Origin of the sequence: Nonomuraea sp. NPDC048916 (genome assembly GCF_040649575.1) — a bacterium.
GTDB lineage: Bacteria > Actinomycetota > Actinomycetes > Streptosporangiales > Streptosporangiaceae > Nonomuraea.
Genome location: NZ_JBEZFS010000056.1, coordinates 17,572 through 36,383, shown reverse-complemented (window position 1 = coordinate 36,383; position 18,812 = coordinate 17,572). Strand labels below are relative to the sequence as shown.

Genomic DNA, 18,812 nt, shown 5'->3' with positions numbered 1-18,812 from the left:
AGAACAGCACCTGAAGCTCCTGGTTGCGACGGTGATGGTTGTGGTGATCAACCCGTCTACCAGGAGCTTCTTTGCGCCACCTGCCGAACATCAGCATCGCGATCATGCTGTGATCAGGGCACGCGTCCAGGAGGTTGGAAAACGTTCCTTCTTCTCCTCCTATGCCGAGGCGTGCCGACGCGCTGACAGGCTGTTGCTGAAGCTGCGGGACGACGGCTACATTCGGCGGGCCATGACCGGCTCAGTCGCCGGAAAGTCCACCCCGACTGCCTTCTATATCCATCGCCGTGCGATTCACAGGATGCCGGTCGTGCTTCGCTTGTATGAGCACTGTGCCAGCATTGCTGCTGGCCGCCCTGCAGACTGGACGGTTGCCAAGCTTCGGCATCAAGGTCGGGGCGTCAGCTGGCTTGATTACCCTGACTTCGACACCGATCCTCACCCCCGTCTGCACTCGTCCTACACCGTTGACCTGAAGACCTTGAAGTCTTCATTCTTGTCGTACGCCGATTCGACGAACCGGCCGCTGCTTCATCGCAAGCACGAGTTCCTCGCACCCGACGACCCGGACGTGCCCAAGTATCGCCGTTTAACTGATGCCGAGCTCAAGGCGGGTCTTTACGAGCAGCCACACCTGATTGGCACCGAGGACGGGTGGCAGGAGGCTCTCGATCGATGTGGTCGTATTCTCCGCGGCCACCGACTCTTACATCGTCAGCAACGAGAGGTATCGCGTGAAGGGTGAATCGCTTGAGGCATGATGAAGTCTCAGCGGTCCTTACCGTGAATCTGCGCTGGCGGCGCCGCGTTTTATTATTTCAACGACCTCGCTGATCTCATCCGAGGTGGCATATGGGACCTGAGCGTAGATCGGGGAAGGCGATCCCTCGAGCTTTGCAAGCAAATGTCCCTTCCCCAGCAGACGCTCGGCTCCCTTGTCTCCGAGTGCGATCTCTGAGGTCCCCTCAGAGTCAACGCGCAGGATCATCCGGTTACCAAGGTTTGCTCTGAGCTGCATTGGCATCACGTTCGCTTCGGGGCGCTGTGCGGCGAAGACCAGATAAATCCCGGCCGCGCGAGCCTTCACCCCAAGCCGCTGGACAGCGGAGGCCACTTCCTTCTTGTACTCTTCCGTCAGCATCCATTCGGCGAACTCGTCGTGAATAAGCCATAGCGTCGGCATCCGATCAGCTGGTAGGGCCTGCGCGTTGTACTGACGGACATTCACCGCGCGCGCCTGGCGCATGCGTACGTATCGGGTGTCCATCTCCTCAACCAGCTGCCCGATCTGCATGAGCGCGTGATCCTGCTGATCGATGATCCCGCCTTGCAGGTGCGGAAGATCCTCGAAGGCGAAGTAGTCCACCCCTTGTTTCGGATCGATCAGGATGATGCGTGCCTGATCCGGTCGGTTCGTCGCCGCAATGCTCAGGATGATGTTCTGCATCAGCACGGACTTGCCGCTGCCAGTGGAGCCGGCGATGAGGGTGTGGGGTGCGTGCAGTCGGCTGGGGGAGAGCACGAGAAGATCACCATCGTCCTCGCGGACGCCAATGAGCATGCTCTGATTTTCGTCCTGCCCCTCGGGGACCCAGCGTTTCCATAGTGATCGCAAAGGGACCACATCCCGGCGCGGTCTGGCGATGGACAAAGACACCACTCCGGGCTCGGGCTGGACGCCGATCAGGTTGAGTCCGTAGGTGGTCAGGAATTCCACCCGACGCCGCTGAACCTGGTCAACCGTCAGACTGGCGCTGCCGCGGAACTTGAGCAAGGCTGCGTTCGGTGTCAGGACGCTGCGCAGGAGCTTCGCCTGGAGGTGGAACTGGCGCAGCGCTTCCTTCGCGGTGGCTTCCGTCTCCAGGAGCCACTCGCCGTCTCCAATGCTCTCCTTACTACTGCCGGACGCTTCCACCGACATCCATTGCGAGACCTCTGGATATGGCCACTGCTGGCAATCACTGTCTGCTGGACTTGCCTGGGGTGAGGTCTCACCAATGTTGGCGCCCAGGTCTCTAGTCGGCTGAGGGATGGGGTCGCCTGGTGGCACGCCTGATTTCGATGAGTCTGCAGATGCCTGTCCAATGTCGGGTTCAGCGGCAGTCTGGGCACTGCGACCGGGCTGGGAGCGCGGCTCACCTGTGCTTTCCATGTCATCGGCGCCGATGGGTTCCTCGTCGATTGGTCCGGAGGGTTGCGGCGGCGTGCCGGGATAGAACGATGAGGGGCTGCCGCCAGCCTCGCCGCCGTTGAGTCTCTGGCGCACCTCCGCCGGATCGGTGCCACGGTAGTAACTGATAACTAGCTCGCGGACATGATCGCGGCCGAAGATCTCCTGGAAGGCGCCGAAGGGCTCACCACTGGGATCTGCCAGCCCTGTCCGCATCGAGCAGTCCGCCGTGTCAATGGGGCCCGGCACGAAGACGTGGGAATATCCTCGCAGCTCGATGCTGCATCGTCCTTCTCGTAAGGCGCGGCGCCAGTCCGGGAGCCTATGCGGCATGCCCGCAGGAGCAGTTATCCCGTCGACCAATAGATCAGACAGCCGGGCCAGCCACACGGTGCGATCAAGGCGGGGAGGCGTCCCGATCACTCCGCCCGCCATCCGCCGCAGCGTGTCGAGAAGCTGCTTGGCTGACTCTCTGCGCTTGGTAGCGAGATTCGAGCCATCGATGTACTTCGCCTCGGTCAAGACCGCGAGCAATGTCATCGATCCGTCAGGTCTAACCCTGGGACTCAGGGCGAGTAGGTCGGCGATCCTCTGCTCCCTCTGACCCAGCCAGTCTACGTAGTCGTCGAGGAAGTACCAGCCTGCAAGCTGGCTGGCTCCTATCTCGTGACGGACAATGTGCTGGCTGAGCACCACACCGATCAGTTCGCTCGCGCTGGTTCCGCGCCGAGCTGCGCGCAGCACGATATCCCCGGAGATGTCGTTGGCGTCATTGACGAAGCGATCAGCGAGCTGACGTAGTTCTGCATCTTGTAGGCCGAGCCGCAGGTCGATAAGGCGGCTAATGATCATCGAGCGCAGGAGGCCCATGGGTGCTGCCGATGAAATGATCATGCTGCGACCCTGGGTCGCGAGCTGCTTGTAGCGGATTATGCGCACGCCTTGTTCGCGGAGCTGACGGCGATCAAGGAGTTCGTCGTAGTTAGCTACCCAGGTCGCTAGGTTATGCGTTTCGTCGAAGATCCTGGCTGTTGTTGCGTCGCCGAAGTCGAGCTGCCTTGCAGGCAGCAGGCCGCGGTCCGGGCCAGGGCCTGAGCCAGGCTGGAAAAAGGAAGAGATAGCACCGAGGTAGGACCAGCCCTCCGCTCGTTGCACGGGGCACGTAAGGTACACGACGGACTTCATGTCGCCCATTGCGACGGGCCGCCGTCGTGACCACTGGGCGGGGTTGAGCATCTCAGGAGGAACAGGCCGCGTGTCTTCGGGGTACCACTCCAGTCGTGCGCGGCGGGCAATGACGTCCTGGGAGAAGACGATGTCGTGGGGGCATCCGTCGCGCGGGTCCGGCGGTGGCGAGGGGTCTGCTGATATGCCGATCCGGAGCCGGGCCATAAAGTCCCGGGTGGCCTCCCCTGCTACGTAGCCGTCGCCGTCTGAGTCCGGCGTATCAACGATCTGCTCGTAGAGCCAGGACAGCTTGCTGAGGTCGCGATGCCGGAGCATGACATGGCATCGGACATCTTCTTCCTCTTGGTCCAGGGCGGCCAACTTGTCGACAACCGCCAGGGGCAGGCGTGAGGAATCGCAATCGTAGAGAACGACCGACAGGTTGGCCCGCTCGTGAGGATGAAGAGCGAGGTAGCGACGGACGATCTCTGTTACCCGGCTAGCGCTTTCTGCGGGATTCTCATTAGTGTCATCCGCACCTGTATCAACGGCGAACGGTGACTCGTGAAGGGTGTAGTCGCCTACTGTATCCGTTAGCGCCAGTAACTCCGGTTGGGTGCTATGCCAGCCAATCGCGACTTCTGGATAAAATGGATGAGTGAATTCCTCGCGTAGCTCACGGAAGAACAAGTCGGAGTCGCCGAACTCGATATAGGTCGTTTCCAGTAGTTGCCGCACTAGGTCGGAGGCGCGGTGAGCTTTTCTTCCCATAGCAGCCATCCGAAGCGGATGCCATGGGGCGATAATGGCGGTAGGCTGGCCGCCGTCAATGGCTACCGTCCCTATGTCTAGAAGCGGCTTCAAGAGCATCTGGCGGGTTCGGTCGGCTGTTGACTCGTTGTGGACGGCGTCAAGCAGATTGCCATATGCTATGGCTTGTGGCTCTAGCTCCTGCGACGCCGTCCCAACGGTGACGAAGTCCTTGACGGCCTGGCCGTAACGTTGCTCGAATTCGTCGAATAGATTGGCGAGACGATGGGCAGAAGAGGCTGAAATAAGGTACATTTCCTGAGCTTTGCGAAGATTGTCCCGCCAGATCCACCCGAGGTCGTTGCCGTTGGCTTCGCGAACCACGCGTACCAGCGAGCCGCGCTCCCGGCCGTAGGCTGCCATGAGCGTCCGAACGTCACGAAGGTCGACGCTTTGGACCGCGCCCTTACTGCTCGTACGTTCCCGATTAGCGCGACAAATCGCGAGGGGACACTTCGCGAGCCTATCCCAGTCCCTGACCAGTCCGCTTGTAATCCATTTCGGGTCGTATCGCCAGATGAACTGGACCGAAGATGGCTCGATAATGCCGCGGACGGACTCAGACTCAAGAGTTACGGTAAACTTGATCTGTAGAGCTGTTCTTGCCTCTGAGTCACTGGGTTTTAATTTTGGGTCTTTGCTAGCCCGCCACGTCGCCGCTAGCGTTGGGAAGGTAAGAAGGCGATCCATTTCCCATCTGACGCTACTGCCAAACAGATCGCGGAGTCCGGCGTAGCGCCGAGCGAAATACAGCCCCGCCTCTTCGTTGAGTTCCCGTAGATCGCGAACGGATCGTCTGTCGCTAGTTATCGTGAGAGTCCGGCGGCTGCTCGAAGCATCCCAGGAAAGCCGCTCCATACAGGCGATCAGTCCCGCCACGAAATCGTAGGTCTCGGCTGGAGTGCCGAAGATGAAGCGATCCCACGCCGCTCTGAGCCTGCGTTCCCCACGCAACTCGTCGCGGTGCGTGTCGTAGAACTCGCGATCATCGTCGAGCGCAGCGCCAGTCGTTGGCCGGGCGCTCAGTCGCTCGAGGTAAGCTCGGTCACCATCCGACAATAGGTCTGGGTCGTTCTCGTCATAGAAACGGAGCGTCTCGGCCCCAAGGTTGAACCGCTTGCGGTGGAATCCGTCAAAGAGCGGCTTTATGTCTTCCCAGTCGCATTCCGCGAGGGCGGCGGATGTCTCGGTCCATCCGCCGGGCGCGTCGATGAAGGCGCGGACGGTCTGATGGTGTCTTTCTGGGATGTCGTCTTCGACGCGTTTGAAGACGGTGTTCAGGTCGTGGCTTGTCAGCACTGTGCCGGAAGGAGTCTGCTTACTCAGAAAGCACGCTCGTTTGCTCTGGACGGTCGCGTACAGCGCTTTCCATTTGGCGGTCTGGCCGCGGAAGCGCGGGGCGATGCGGCTGAACTCGCCTGAGTTCTTCGGCCATCCCAGGCTAGGCAAGGCGGAGTCCAGGGCGTCGTGTAGAGGGTGACCGTCAAGGTCGATCAGCGCGCGAGTTCTCAGCACGTATGCAGCGAAGCGGTCCAGCGACACGGCATGCAGTGTGCTAAGGCCACCTAGCGCCCTTTCCCACCAGCGCTTCTCGTCTTCAGTGACTGGCACCCCAGCACTGGCAACCTGAACCCACAGGCCAGGGCGTGCGATAAGGTCGGGCGACCCGACGGGCGTGAGTTCGTGGAGGGACTGGTCCTCGTCGTCACCGGTGTTGGCCAGCAGCAGCGCCGGCTTCCGGCATGGCGCATTCCGGAGGTACGTGGCCCGCTTGTTCGTGAGGACCTTGGCTGGCAATGCGAGCCCGCCAACGAAGCTTTCGGGCAGTTTAATGTCAACCTGCTCCGACAGTTCAGGGTCAGCCATGACCGCTCGGGCTATCGCAGCGGTCTGCTGCTTGGTGAGGCGATCAATCATGAACCGCGCCGTCCCGGCTCCGTCGTCAGCGTCCTCGCGCGGGGCCGCGTCGTTAGTGGTCGATGCTGGCCGCACCTCGGCGGCACTCGCGCCGTGGCCGGCGAGCTGGTCTTTGAGGTACAGCGCTGTGACCTTGCCCAGCAGCTCGTTTGGCGACATGGGCCACCCAGGGAGCGTCGGTTGGGAAGGGCTCAGCGGCCTAGCGCTGACTCCGCTTGGACCGCCTTCATGTGCCATCGTCATGCCTCGGCTTTCCGGTAGGGGTTCTCCACGTAGGCGCACGCATCGGAGAGCCGACGAAGCAATCCCAGGCTGACCAATCGCTGCTCCAGGCGCCGCGCGTTGTCCTGGAACGCACTGGAGTCGAACTCGTCCGCAGGCAGCACTTGCTCGGCTTCGCGCGCGCCGATCACCAGCTGGTACTTCTCGAAGAGTTTGTGCAAGAACTCTCCAAACTCCATCCGATGCGTCACCGTGGCAAATAAGAGGGTCTTGATGAGCTGATCCGTGGGCGCGTAGCGGAAACGGTTCGTGCCGCGGCGCGAGACCAGACCGATCTCTCGTCCGTAAGTACGGTGGACCTGGGCGGCGTGCCGCTGGTGTCCTTTGAGGGCCTCGATCTTAAGGTTTGCGAGCACCGCGTCGGGGTCGCTGGAGTTCTTGCTGTCGTCCCAGGAGATAGCTTCGCTAAGTACCTCCTGACATTGGGCGAATTCTCCCGAAGAAACCGCCTGTATCCACGCGGCTGAGCTTCTTATTCGCTCGATGAACTGCTCGACGGCGCGTGCGGAAAGAGAGTTGTTCTGGCCGTACGTCCGCAGCGATATTTCTCGAACGAGGGTCTTCTTCGGAGCGATGATTTCACACACTAGGTATGGCTTACCATCGCCACCCGTCCAGGTCGAGGCGACGGAGAGGTGGTAGCGGAGCAGGTGGAGGGCTCCTAGGGTAACCAGGTGGGGATACGCGTCAAATCCGGGCAGTTCCAGCTTGAACAGGCGGAGCCAGTCTTCAGCCAGTCCGTCGAATATCTGATGACGCAGGTAGGGAAGATAGCAGCTATTGCCAGAGCGCTCCTGATCATCGTCATCGTCTTCTGGCTGGAGGGCCGCTACTAGGCGGTCCCACTTTTCGTGCCCGCTCACGATTTCCCGGACGTAAGGGGCGAGTTGATCGCGGCTAGATGATCTCGCCAGCATTAGATATAGCAGCTCGCCGCTCCGCCCGAAGTTAATGTATTCGCGGCTTAGTCCGCTCGGTGTGGCGTTAAGGTCTATATATAGAGCGTGCGCGCCGAAGGGGAACACAAACCGCGACGTCCATCTTTTGTTGCTTTGCCTTTCCACGGCAGTGGCGCGGAGGAGGTGAACCACCTCGGCAAAGTCAGTATATGAGTAGAAGCGGCTCCTGAGGTAATTAAAGTCCGGCCGAGGAATCCCGATGGCACTGTCCTGAATCCGCATGAGCCATTCATCCCATGCTCGCCGGCCGTCGCCGTGCTCCTCGGCTACCCGATCGATGTCGTCACTGGAGAAGAGGATGTTGCGCAGGAACATGCGCCGTCGAGGTCGGTAGATGAGAGGGTACGGCGCTTCATCTGTTAGGAGTTTCCCTCGTCGCTCGCATGCCTCAGCGACGTTAAGGAACTCAAGGAAGATGAGCCAAGGGCTCTGTGAATCCCAGAGCCTGTGACCCCAGATCTGCTCGTCCAGCCACAGCTTTATCCTGTGATCCCGGTTCGGGTGCTGACCGGCCGGTGGCGGTGAGAACGGTAGGCCGGGCAGCACGCCTGGCCAGACGCCTGCCGTGAGTGGAGCCGCATAAGCGGAATAGCCGGCCGCCGGACCTTTGGGCGGCTCGTCTGGAGCAGCGTGTTCCTTGCCTTCGAGCGTGTTCACCATGGCGTTCAGCTCTTCCGGAGTTCAAGCCTGCGTGGTACGGTGCGTCCCGTGCTTTCCAGTTGCAACAAAGAAAACGCAAGTTCTTCCCCTGTAGTCGTTTCAGCGTTATCTTCCGACCGCTTTACTGCCGCCTTGAGAAGCTGACTTTTGAATGCGAGCAGGTCCTCGTAGCACTCCCGGGAGAAGCTTCCAGGAAGGGCGCCTTTGGCGACTCGGGTAAGAAATTCGTAGCGAGTTATGTGAAGCGGCATGCTGCAGGAGTTTCCTGGGCTAAGCGTAACTCGGAGCACTGGCACGGGCTCGTCCTTACGCATGACGATGTCGATACTCTCGCCCAAGCGCGGTTCAGCAGATATCTTGTCTACGAACAGCCTGCTAACCCGACCCTGAGATGGCGCGAAACTGTTTGCTAGGAGCAGGCTCTGGTCGTCTGAGACCAGCATTCCGGTAAAAATGCGGTTTAGTCCCTTGACGATGTGCGTCAGTATCTGGCGCTCTACTCGCTGACGGACCTTAAGCCGGTTCACGATCTGGTTAAGGTACTCACCCGCGTGTTGGAATACGGTCAGATCCCACAGGAGCATATCGTCGGCCTCATCATCGGCGATCTTGAAGAAGAGTCGCCGCCTCTGCGCGACGAGCATCCGCAAGAATCTGGCCGATCGTTCGCCGGTTTCATCGGTGCCCTCGACGTACTCCTTCTGGGCAGCTTGATAGGTGGTGTTGGCGCCGTAGAAACGATCCGCGGTCATGTACCGATCGAAGTAAGCTTTCAGCGCATCGTCCGTGTCACCAAAAATTAGGATGTTATCGACGCGGTTTGAAGTTTCATGGCCAACGCCTATGCGATCCAGAGCCTCGAATATCGGCGTCCGTGCGCGCCGCGTCTCGGTCAGATTCCCTCCGAATACGTTGTCGTAGAGACTGGCCTTAGCGACAGTTCCGTGCCGGATAACAGCAGGTACGTCGGTTGCGGTCATAAGGCCGTCTTTGACGTCGGCATGGCCAAGAATGGCGTTTACTAGGAGTAGTAGAATCTGTCGGATAGGCATATGCAAGCCGTTGTAGTCGCAAAGTGCTAGGAGATTTCCTAGGCGCTCGCGAACCAGCGGCTGTTGAATTAGCTCGAGGTTTCGCCGGATAGGGCACTCTGGTCCGAAGAACTCTCCTGACGCCGAATTCAGTGCGTAACATGACTGCCACGCCTCGTGTGCCACGAAAGCGTCGACGGCGCTATCAAGGAGGTCCGCAGATTCGTGCCTGCTCAGGTTGAAGAGGCGCAGGCTGACTCCTTCCTGCTCTTTGCGGCCCTCCACGAGGAGGGCCTCGAACAGGTCGTGGCTTCGCCTCACCGGTTCGGAGTTCTCGAGGCGACGCCAGGTCTCCATTAACTGCCCGTCGTTTCCTGCGATCAGGAAGATATCCTGGGATGGCTGACTGCCACCGGACGGGAATAGCGTGGCGCTGAACCGCCGCAGCAGGTCGTGAGCACCGGGATCCCACGGGGCCTTGCGTTGCGGCACCCAGGCGCTTAGATCGCGCACTATGTGAAGCACGTGCAGGTCTTGCCCCGGGCCAGGGAACGCTGTGCGCAGATACGGCTCCGGAGATAGCCATTCGCGCTCAGAGCCTTTCACGGCCTCCCAGACCTGGCGACATAGGTGAGTCTTGCCGTCGCCTGCGGTTCCGGTCAGGATGACCGAGACCGGAGTTGCCCCGGTGATGGCCCCGAGGACGGAGCCAGTCGCTGGATGCTGGAATTGGATCGGTCTTACGTCGAAGTATCGTGCCGAGCGGCGGATGTGCTCGTCGTACATGTTCTCGTTCTGCGGGATCGGTCCATACTTGCGCAGGAACCGGATCCAGCGCGCCGGCCCAGATCTTGGATCAGCCATCGGCCTCGCCGCCTGATACTGGCATTTGGGTTCCCGTCCCTTGCTATATGGAACAAATCAGGCACCCCTCTGGATCGTCCGGGCCGTCGTCAGAGACCAGCCCGCCTAGGGTCTCAACAAGGGGCAAGCTCTTGCGCTGAGAGCGCCTGGCCGCCTGCTTCGCCGCGTGCTTTGCCTTTATCTCGGCTATCCGCTCCGGTCGCTCCAGTTCGGCGAGTGATTCGCGTTGGTTCCAGTTGAATGCCTCTCCGTGGAGGAGGCTCTGCTCCTCGTAGGCCTTGGCCTGCTCAAACAGACCAGGGTGCTGCTCTCTCAGGAGCACCCATTCGATCTTCTGCTGGTAGAAGCAGAAGTAGCACCCAGATCGGGTTCGTCCCCACGCCATGTAGGGGGGTAGACCCAGGCCAGATTCCTCCAGGATGCGCATGACATCGGCGCGCCCAAGACCGTCGACCCGGAAGGGGTAGACGGTCTGGATAGTCGGCTTGGTACTGATGTACCCGGTGCGGTTCTCGTCCGCCCGCAGCGCTACGTAGTTGATGACCGGATCGTCGCCCACATATCGCTCGAACGGCTCCAGCTTGAGTTGGCGGGTGCACCACCGCCGATGATTCGAGGGAAGCATCCCCCCGAAGACGGTCAACCAGTGATCGAAGTTGTCCTCGGTGGAGGTCGTGGTGACTGGTTTGCCAAGTATCGCCTCCAGCCGCGAGAGGTAGTCGAGGGTCTCTGGGAGCTCCTTGTCGGTGTCGTGGAAGATGTACTCCATCTGCGGCACCCGGTCCCGCATGTAGATGGCCAACGCGGCACTGTCCTTGCCACCAGACAGGCTCAGGATGTGGCGGGTGGCGTCAGTCATCTTCGGTGCCCCTTGCTGATGTGGCCCCGACCCGGAATTATCCCTGGCGACCTGCCTGCCGTTGTCCAGATCATTTCGGCTCACCGATCCCTTGCTCTCGAGAGATGCTGGCCGTAAGCATGCGGGCGATCGCGGCCAGGCGAAGCTCTCTGCGGTCCGTGTCGCCCAAGGCGGCCTCCAGCCGCTTGACCAGCAAGCCCACGGTTTCCTCGTCGTTCGCGCCCAGGCGGACGACGCGTGCCAGCTCGTTGCCGTCAGCCGCAGTCACGGCGATCCGCACCGCCTTCAAATCCGGGATGCTTGAGCCGTTGCTGAAGGCCGTGGTCTCTACGCGGCAGAATGCTCCCGCGAGCAGCTCGATCTCCCCCCACGCGCGACCGTAGTCGGTGGGGGTCCAGTGAGCGGGCGGCTTCGACATGACGAAGCTGCCAATCCTCTCGGCCCACGCATCTTCGTCGAGGGCGGTGTCCACGATCGATCGCGCGAAAGCGGCCAGCCTTGGTTCCCTTGCCGCCAGCACCACCTGCGCGGCCCGGCCAGCCATCTCAGCGCGGCTGGGTGGCGTGGCGTCGTCGACCAAGCAACTGGCAAGGTGATGCCTAATACGCTCTAGCAAACGCGGGTATGCCGCGCGAAGCTCGTCCGTCGCTTCCCGCATTCTCGCCACGAAAGCCTGCGCGTGGCCGGCGTCAGCCTGCCGATCCGGGAGGAACGGCTCCAGACCGCACGCCACCGGGAGATCGCGGAAGAGCATGTTGTCAGGCTCTGTGGCAGTTAGGAGGACCTTGCGGACACCTTGTGCCAGATCAGATATCTCGCTGGTCTGCCTCGCGTAGTCCGGGAGGCTCGCGGCCAGCTTGGTAAGCGGTCTGACCACATCAAGCAAGTCAGGTCGCCGTGCCGCATGCGACTGGGTGGCGAAGACCCGCGCCAGCTCGACGAATACCTTCGCGCGGACGCCGGTGACCCGGCATAGCTGGATTTCGAAGAGAGCTGGCTGCTTGATCAGCCGCTGGAAAGCGGCCGCCCTCAGTCTGGGCAGGAAGGTGCCTGTCTCGTATACCGCGATCTCATGGGAGTGGGCAGCGGCCACTATCGCTAACAGGAGCGGTGCCAGCCCTGCTCGGATTCCGAAGGGTCGGTCGTGCATGGCCGCAAATATCGCTGGCACGGCCACCCGGCGCCCGTCCATCTCTTCGAGCAGCGCCACAACCCGGGCAAGAGCGGGTCGGAGTAGGAGGGGATCGTCATCCTCGGGAGGCATGGCGAGAACGAGGCCGTCTCCCTCGAAGCGGTGCACATTTCCGGCGCTGAGGACGGACAGGTACATCGACTTCTCGGGTGGCGACTTGTCGTCCGGGATTCCCAGGTACGCCTGGTCATGCGCGGTGAATATACGTTCGATGAGGCGCTGCCGCGCCGCTGCTGCTGCGCTACTCAGGACCTGCCGGTTAACCAGCTCATTCAAGATCCGGGGTGCCTGCGGATAGAGCTCGTCGCAAACGTTGGACAGGAGCGCGGGAAGGCCGCCACGCCTTGGCATTTCCAGCGGGTTGCCGCTTCGCCACCATTGCACGTCGTGGTTTGCGATCCGAATGCCGAACAGGGCTGCAAGCCTACGGACGAGAGTGCGCCGGGAGATGGCGACCTGGCGGGAAACCTCCGCCGCGGCGTAGGTGTCGTGGCCAAGTTCCTGGACGTTCTCGGCGACCCACTGCCAGCAGCGTGCCTCCTGGAGCGGACTGGCAACGCTCTGAAGCGGAGCTGGCATCACGAGAACGACATCAGGGCGGGAAGAGAACGCAGGGCCAGTCGCCGCTCTGACGGCCAGCTCGCGCTCCTGCTGTGTCTGGCAAAGGGCTACAACTATCAGGCCGTCACCGTCGGGGGGCCGGCTCACGGCCTCATCTAGCGCCGTCGGCTCAGCATGACGCAGCTCGAAATGCCGCAAGGTGCCTGTTGTTATGTAATGCCGCCTTGCTACGACCGGGCTCTCGTCAAGATATGGTGCCAACTGCTCGGGGATCCGGTCCGTAGGTCCCAGCGCCCGGCGCGCAAGCCCGAAAGCAGCTTCCAGGTTCACGCTCGTGTTAGGCCACAAGCAGTAACCGCCGGCCGCCCCGCGATCGAACAGGAGCCCCCTCTGCTTCAGCGCAGTCACCGTGCGGCGGATCTCGCCGAATGATTCCTGATCCAGCAGGGCCGCCGAAAGTGCCGCCTCCGTCGCGGTCAGGTGCTCCGCGTCGAGCACATTGAGCAACGCCACGGCCTTGAGGACGCGAACCTCGGACCAGTCCAGGTCGCTCGTCGCCACAGCTCGGTCAATAGTCCCGGTCATGCGCAGCCACTGACTGCTGTAGCTTCCTCCAGCCAGGCGGTGCCCGAATACGGCCCTGACATAGTCATAGAAGTCCGGCAGGCGATACCAATTCCCTGGCGTGGCTGTGCAGTCGGCGAATGCCTGTAGCCCGAACGGCTCAGACGAAAGGAGGAAGCTGAACAGCGAGCGCTCGTGCTGCCCGAACCTGGCGAAAAACTGCACCAGAACTGGGAGCACAGTCGGATGAATAGGGTACGTGCCCAGCACCGCACGCTCGTCCGCGAGCACCCCGTACCAGCCAGCCGACGCCGCGGCACGGGACACCGCCTGGGCCGCCTCCGCGATATGGGGCGGCATCAGGTGATGATCGACGTTCAAAGCGCTGGCCGCTAACGCCGCCACATGAGCCAGCGGCTGATCGAAGGTGATCTCCTCATATCTGCCGGCGACCTTCTCCCATTCCAGGCGAGAAGCGGTGGGCAGCGGCTCAGCGTAGGCGTCGAAGCCCTGGTGAAGGAGTCCCATGACGATGAGCGGGCGATCGCCGCTCCGCGCGGCAGCCTCGGCAAGGCTTTGGAGCACGTATACGTCATCGCGTTCTGCGTGCAAGGATGCGTATTCAAGGAACTTGCCGAGTTCGTCGAGCACAAGGAGTAATCCTGAGCTGTCGCGTCGGACCGCATAGTCAGTGACATCATCCAGCAGCTGAAGCATCTGCCGGGCATCGCCATCCTTGGCCAGACTGGCCGCGCGCTCCTGAAGCTGCTCCAGGTCCTGGCCCAGATGGCCGCGTGCCCTGAAACGCTCAAGAGCCACGCCGATGGCACGGCCTACGCTCGGCGCGAGCGGCGCCCTGGCGCCGGTAACTAATATCGGCATCAGGCGGACAGGTCCCAGGCTAGCTCCAGCATCTTCTAATATGCCGCCGATTGCCTGGCGTATTCCGGCGAGTGGAGGCGCATCCGGGTCGCGCAGCAGGTGTGCCAGCGCGAGTGCGAAGGAAGACTTCCCCGTTCCGTAGTCGCCGGTGACGCGCCAGGCCCGCAGTCTAGATCCAGGCTTAAGGCCATCCATGACGCGCCCGAAGATCGACGCCATAGTCGGGGTAACTATGTAGTCACGTAAGGAGGCGGCATCCTCGAAGTCGCGCTCCAAGTGCACTGACCGAAGGTAGCGCTCTGGCACGCGGAACAGCTCAGAGATTCGCGGACCCTCTGAGAGGTTCGTCATCAAAGCTCCTTCACCTTGGCGGCCGCGCTCAGGCACAGTCAGCCTCCTGCGCATACACTGCGGCTAGGAAGTCGTGCACACCATGGTCACGGCGGAAGATGAGGCCTTGCACAGCAGACGGCTGGTACCTGAACGGTGCCGCTGAGTCAGTAAGGACGTAGGCATCCAGGCGGCTACGGACGTCGTCTTCGGGGAGCTTGAAAACCTGGCCAACACTAAATGGCGCCATGGCAGCATCACGAAACGTGATCGTTGCGTCACTCTTCTTGTGTCGCCGCCAGTAGTCATCCAGGCAATACTCGAAGACCGCCTTCGTGACCTCGGGCTTCGATTCCCGGCGGAAAGCGTAGGACGGCTCACGCCGTCCGGAACCATCGGCGCGGCGCTCGCCCACCTGGTGCAATAGTTCCAACTCGGCCAGCGGACTGTCGAGGGACTGTTCGGCAGTTACCTTCGTCGTCCGAGGCGGAATGTACGTGTGAAGGAACACGTCTAGGTGGATTCCTAACGTGACATCCGAGTGAATAGCGTTCAACCGCTGCGCCTCGCGGCGCAGCGCTGCGAGCGCCTCGCTTCGCGTAAGCTCGCCGAAGGGCCAGCTGAACAGCAGGAACTGCCAGGCAAAGAGCGGGTCCTTATACGTGGAGATATTCCAGTGGAGCAGCCAGAGTGTGCGCGCGTCCTCAAGGTAAGGGTCGAACCCGTCCTCAGCGAGTACAGCCCGCCCGAAGGGCGTCAGCTCGAAGGACCGGCCAGCCGTCGGCACCGCAACGCCCATGACTTCAACCCAGAAGCGGATGGACCGGACCATGTTCTTGCCCACCCCCAGCCGAACCATCGCGCGGTCCTCTTCGGCGAAGGCGTCCGGGTCGGCTGTGAGCTCCCGGTACGCCTTCGGCAGCCAGGCATAGCGACATGCGAAGCTCTCGTGGCCGGAAAACTTGGTCACCAGTCACACCCGTTGCTGATCGTTACCCGCCTCATGCCATAACTCCCTTCAGCGCATGGCGGACACTAGCGACTGCGCTCGTGATCTGCTCTGCGGCGCACTCAATTTCCTCATCAGTAGTGAACTTGCCATTGCTAATCCTCAAGGCGGAACCCTGGATCTCATGCGGGAGGCCCATAGCCTGGAGAACGTGAGATGGCGTCTCAGCACCCGAAGAGCACGCGGCCCCACTAGACAGCGCGACCCGCCGCCGCAAGCGCGCGATAACCGCGTTGTTCGGCACGCCAGGAACCGCGATGTGGAGGTTGTTGCTGAGCCGATGCTCAGGATCGCCGTTCACGACCAGGCCATCAATCGCCGCCAGTAGCAAACTCTCAAGTCGGTCACGTTGGGCTGCCATTCGCTTTTCGTCGGCGGCATGCTCAAGATCGCGTAACCGACAGGCTTCACCAAGCCCGGCGATCCCAGGAACATTCGGGGTCCCTTCGCCTACTCCTGAGACCGGATGATAGGAAGATCGCGCGCCGAACCCGCGAGGTGCTACCAGCGCGCCAGCTCCTTTTGGTCCGTATATTTTATGAGCACTGAGAGCCAGGTACGTAATATTCCATTCTTGCGCCCTGATGGGAAGATGGCCTGCTGCCTGCGTGGCATCGATGAGCGATTGCGCGCCGTAATGGGCCGTGATCTGGCTGACCTGCTCGACCGGGTAGATCACTCCTACCTCATTGTTTGCAGCCATGACGCAGACCAGGTCAGCGCCCTGGCGGCAGGCATGTTCAAGCGCCTCGAGATCCAGCCTGCCACGGCGATCGACTGGCAGCCAGCGGACCACAAGCTCCCCATGAGCCTCATGGGCGGCGAGAGCGTCAAGGATTGCCCGGTGCTCGACCATCGTGGCGGCCACCCGCAGTGGGAGCTTTTTGCTGACCGAAACAGCGTGCCCGATCGCGAATCGGATGCTCTCGGTCGATCCTGAGGTGAAGTTCACTGTCTCCGGCACGGTGCCCATCAGCGCCGCCACATGGGCGCGCGCCTCCTCCACAAGATCCGCCGCCACATCTCCGTAGACGTGCTCCGCGCTGTTGGCGTTGCCGAAATCCGCAGTCATGACCCGCAACACAATTGCGGCCACGCGAGGATCGACAGGTGTCGTCGCATGGTAATCCAAGTAGATGGGCAACCCGGCGAGCTCCCTCGTCATGTCACCCACCGTCCCCTTCAGTGACGTTCCGGGACCGTTCCAGATGCCAGAGGCGCAGGCAGTCAGACCGGCTATACCGAACACGAAGAATTGCTTCTCGGCGCCGCGCTACCCCCGTGAACTTAGCACCAGGCGTCGCTAGATCAAATGACATTCCTCCATAACTGTTCGGCATCGGACCATCCTCTTCCTGTGCAGATTGGTACATCTCCACAGTGTGGGATTCAATGCTGGAAACGGATGAGCAATAACATCGATTAGTGACGCTCGCAATTCGAAGCGATGCCCAATCATGGCCATGGCGGTGAAGCTGCAGGTTGGGCCACGTTCGGCGACTCATCTGACTCACCGTTCCGGGTTGGCCCGCGCCGGCGTGGGCTAATGCCGTGGTTGGTGCAGATCACAACCACGGCTCTGGGATCATCTATGTCGGCGCGCGGTCATGGAGGCTTCGTTCGATCACAGTCTCGCTCAGCTTCGTAGCTGCGAGGAGTTTGGTCATCAGCGGGGCGGGGATCGCGCCGAGCCCGAGACCGGCCGACTTCACCGCAGAGGTGAGTTCATGTTGCTCGGCACGGCTCAGCATCGCACTGGCCCGCTTGTGGGCCAGGATTTCCCGCGCGGCGTACCCGTCCGCTGTCGAGACAATGTCGCTGATCAGGAAGGTGAACGGGCGATCAGCCAAGGCCCAGTCGGTGTCAGCAGCCAGGTCGAGGATGGTCAATCCCAGGCGGGTGCGGAACGCCACCAGGCTCGGCGTGTGATCGAGCTTCAGGTACTGGCGTTGGACTTCGGCGAGCGTGCCAGCTATCGGGTGTCCGGCCACGCGGCTGCACAGCGCGCTCAGGCAGTTGGCTACCGCGCGCTCCCACGGCTGGTCCGGTTCGCTGTCGGCGACGAGCTTCAGGGCGGTGTCGGTGCGCCCGGCCAGGCAGTGCGCGATGATGGTGGCCTGCCGACCGTCCAGGAGTCGTTGACCGACGCCGCGGTATTGCTGTGCGTGGGCAACCGCTTGGTCCCACTGTTTCGCGCTGATGAGGGCTCGGATGCCCTCGGCGAGGAAGACGCCCCAGAGCCACTCGCGGACCGTGCGGAGATCCTCTCCGGTGCGGGTGAGGCGGTCGAATGCGAGGCGATGGCCGTCGATATCGGCTTCGCCGCCGGTGCTGACGGCGTGGAGGAGGGCGTCCAGCAGGAGATAGCCGCGAGGGCCATCCTGTTCGCGGATGGCCAGCCGGGCGAGGTTGACGAGCGGCTCCAGAGCGTGGCGTGCCCGGCGTGCGTCCAGCGGCCAGGCGGGCAGGTAGGCGGTGAAGTGCCGCCAGCACAGGGATCGTGCCATAGCGGAGTCGCCGCAGTCGCTCGCGATCAGCGCCGCCTTGTTCAGCGCCTCGGAGGCAAGCGTGAGATGGTTGGCGTCCGTGCCCTGGGCGGCCGCGTCGCCGAGGTCGCGCAGCTCGGCGACGCGTGCCCTGAGGGGCAGGCATGCCGGGCGGGGGCGCGCGATCAGGGGGAAGCGCTGCGCGGCCTGCTCCAGCAAGGCGTTCATCTTCGTTCGCTCCTCGTTCCATCGAGCTCCGGGGCGGTGGCGGGATCGCATCCGAACACGACCTCTTTGGCGGTGTGGGCCAGGACGGCCTGGGCGGTGTAGGGCATGCCGAGCCGGTTCCACGCGAAGATGACGTGGTGGGCGAGGATGGCGCGCGGGCCGCGGTTCAGCAGTCCGTCGGCTGCCAGACCGGCCAGTTCCCGGCCGGCGGTGGCGAATGCTGCTGACCATTCGGCGGTGAAGGCCAGCGGTGCGCCGTCGCGCATGAGGGCGGCGGCGTCCACGCTCATCAGCCGCAGCTGACTGGCCTTCAGAATGGGCCGCCGCTCTGGGGGGATCGGGTGGGGAAGGTCGCGGTGGTCGGCTACCCGTGCCCACACGTCGCCCTGCTCGTACCAGTCCAGTCCGGCGGCGCGTAGCAAGATCGTGCAGAGCAGGATCGACAGTTCGCGGCGGTGCTCCGTGTCCGGCGAGCTGGCCAGGTGGTTGAGCAGGTGCCGGCTGTCGAGGTGGAAGAGGTCGTGGGCGCATGCCATGGCCGTGGCACCGCCGAAGGCGTGCGATTCAGGCTCGTAGATGACCTCGGTCGCGGTGTCGATGTGGCCCTGCTGGATGAGGTCGTTCAGGTGGTCGCGGAGGTGCGCCTGCGTCCGGTCGTTGCTGGGCACGTAGCGGACGCGCCAGCAGGGCGTTTTACGCATGAAGAACCAGGCGGTGATGAGCCGGTCGGCTTCGGCCTTGGCCAGCAGCGGAGCGAGGTGGGTTACGGCGGTGTGCTCGGCTTTGGCCCAGTCTGGGAAGGCGACGTTGACTTGCCGCCACACGTGAGGGTTCATACGGG

General features: G+C 62.2%; 10 protein-coding genes. 1 reads left to right on the top strand and 9 read right to left on the bottom strand.

What is annotated here, in order from left to right; translation table 11 throughout:
- Positions 1–745, top strand: a 745-nt coding sequence (locus AB0C16_RS37095; protein WP_357690305.1) for a DNA phosphorothioation-associated putative methyltransferase, incomplete at its 5' end; no start/stop codon positions are given.
- Between the two features lie 33 nt (positions 746–778).
- Here AB0C16_RS37095 and AB0C16_RS37090 read toward each other — a convergent pair.
- The 9 genes from AB0C16_RS37090 to AB0C16_RS37050 all read right to left on the bottom strand — a co-directional run bounded on the left by AB0C16_RS37090 (position 779) and on the right by AB0C16_RS37050 (position 18,795).
- Positions 779–6,223: an FtsK/SpoIIIE domain-containing protein gene (locus AB0C16_RS37090; RefSeq protein WP_357690303.1), complete on the bottom strand. Its 5,445-nt coding sequence runs from the start codon at positions 6,221–6,223 to the stop codon at positions 779–781.
- A gap of 80 nt (positions 6,224–6,303) precedes the next feature.
- Positions 6,304–7,965 carry a hypothetical protein gene (locus AB0C16_RS37085; RefSeq protein ID WP_357690301.1) on the bottom strand — a complete coding sequence of 554 codons (1,662 nt, stop codon included), beginning with the start codon at positions 7,963–7,965 and terminating at the stop codon, positions 6,304–6,306.
- A gap of 5 nt (positions 7,966–7,970) precedes the next feature.
- Complete coding sequence (locus AB0C16_RS37080) at positions 7,971–9,782, bottom strand: hypothetical protein (protein ID WP_357690299.1); 1,812 nt, start codon at positions 9,780–9,782, stop codon at positions 7,971–7,973.
- A 121-nt stretch (positions 9,783–9,903) separates the two neighbouring features.
- The gene (locus tag AB0C16_RS37075) at positions 9,904–10,719 is read right to left on the bottom strand and encodes a phosphoadenosine phosphosulfate reductase family protein (RefSeq protein WP_357690297.1); all 816 of its coding nucleotides are present in this window, start codon (positions 10,717–10,719) and stop codon (positions 9,904–9,906) included.
- A gap of 70 nt (positions 10,720–10,789) precedes the next feature.
- Positions 10,790–14,137, bottom strand: a complete 3,348-nt coding sequence (locus AB0C16_RS37070; protein WP_357690295.1) for a hypothetical protein — start codon at positions 14,135–14,137, stop codon at positions 10,790–10,792.
- 160 nt (positions 14,138–14,297) lie between these two features.
- Positions 14,298–15,218: a DUF4007 family protein gene (locus AB0C16_RS37065; RefSeq protein ID WP_357690293.1), complete on the bottom strand. Its 921-nt coding sequence runs from the start codon at positions 15,216–15,218 to the stop codon at positions 14,298–14,300.
- Between the two features lie 31 nt (positions 15,219–15,249).
- Positions 15,250–16,422: a cysteine desulfurase family protein gene (locus tag AB0C16_RS37060; protein ID WP_357690292.1), complete on the bottom strand. Its 1,173-nt coding sequence runs from the start codon at positions 16,420–16,422 to the stop codon at positions 15,250–15,252.
- A gap of 424 nt (positions 16,423–16,846) precedes the next feature.
- Positions 16,847–17,971, bottom strand: coding sequence for a hypothetical protein (locus AB0C16_RS37055; RefSeq protein WP_357690291.1), 1,125 nt, complete (start codon positions 17,969–17,971; stop codon positions 16,847–16,849).
- Positions 17,968–18,795: a thiopeptide-type bacteriocin biosynthesis protein gene (locus tag AB0C16_RS37050; protein ID WP_357690290.1), complete on the bottom strand. Its 828-nt coding sequence runs from the start codon at positions 18,793–18,795 to the stop codon at positions 17,968–17,970. Before AB0C16_RS37050 ends, AB0C16_RS37055 begins: the two co-directional genes overlap by 4 nt.
- Positions 18,796–18,812: the final 17 nt, after the last annotated feature.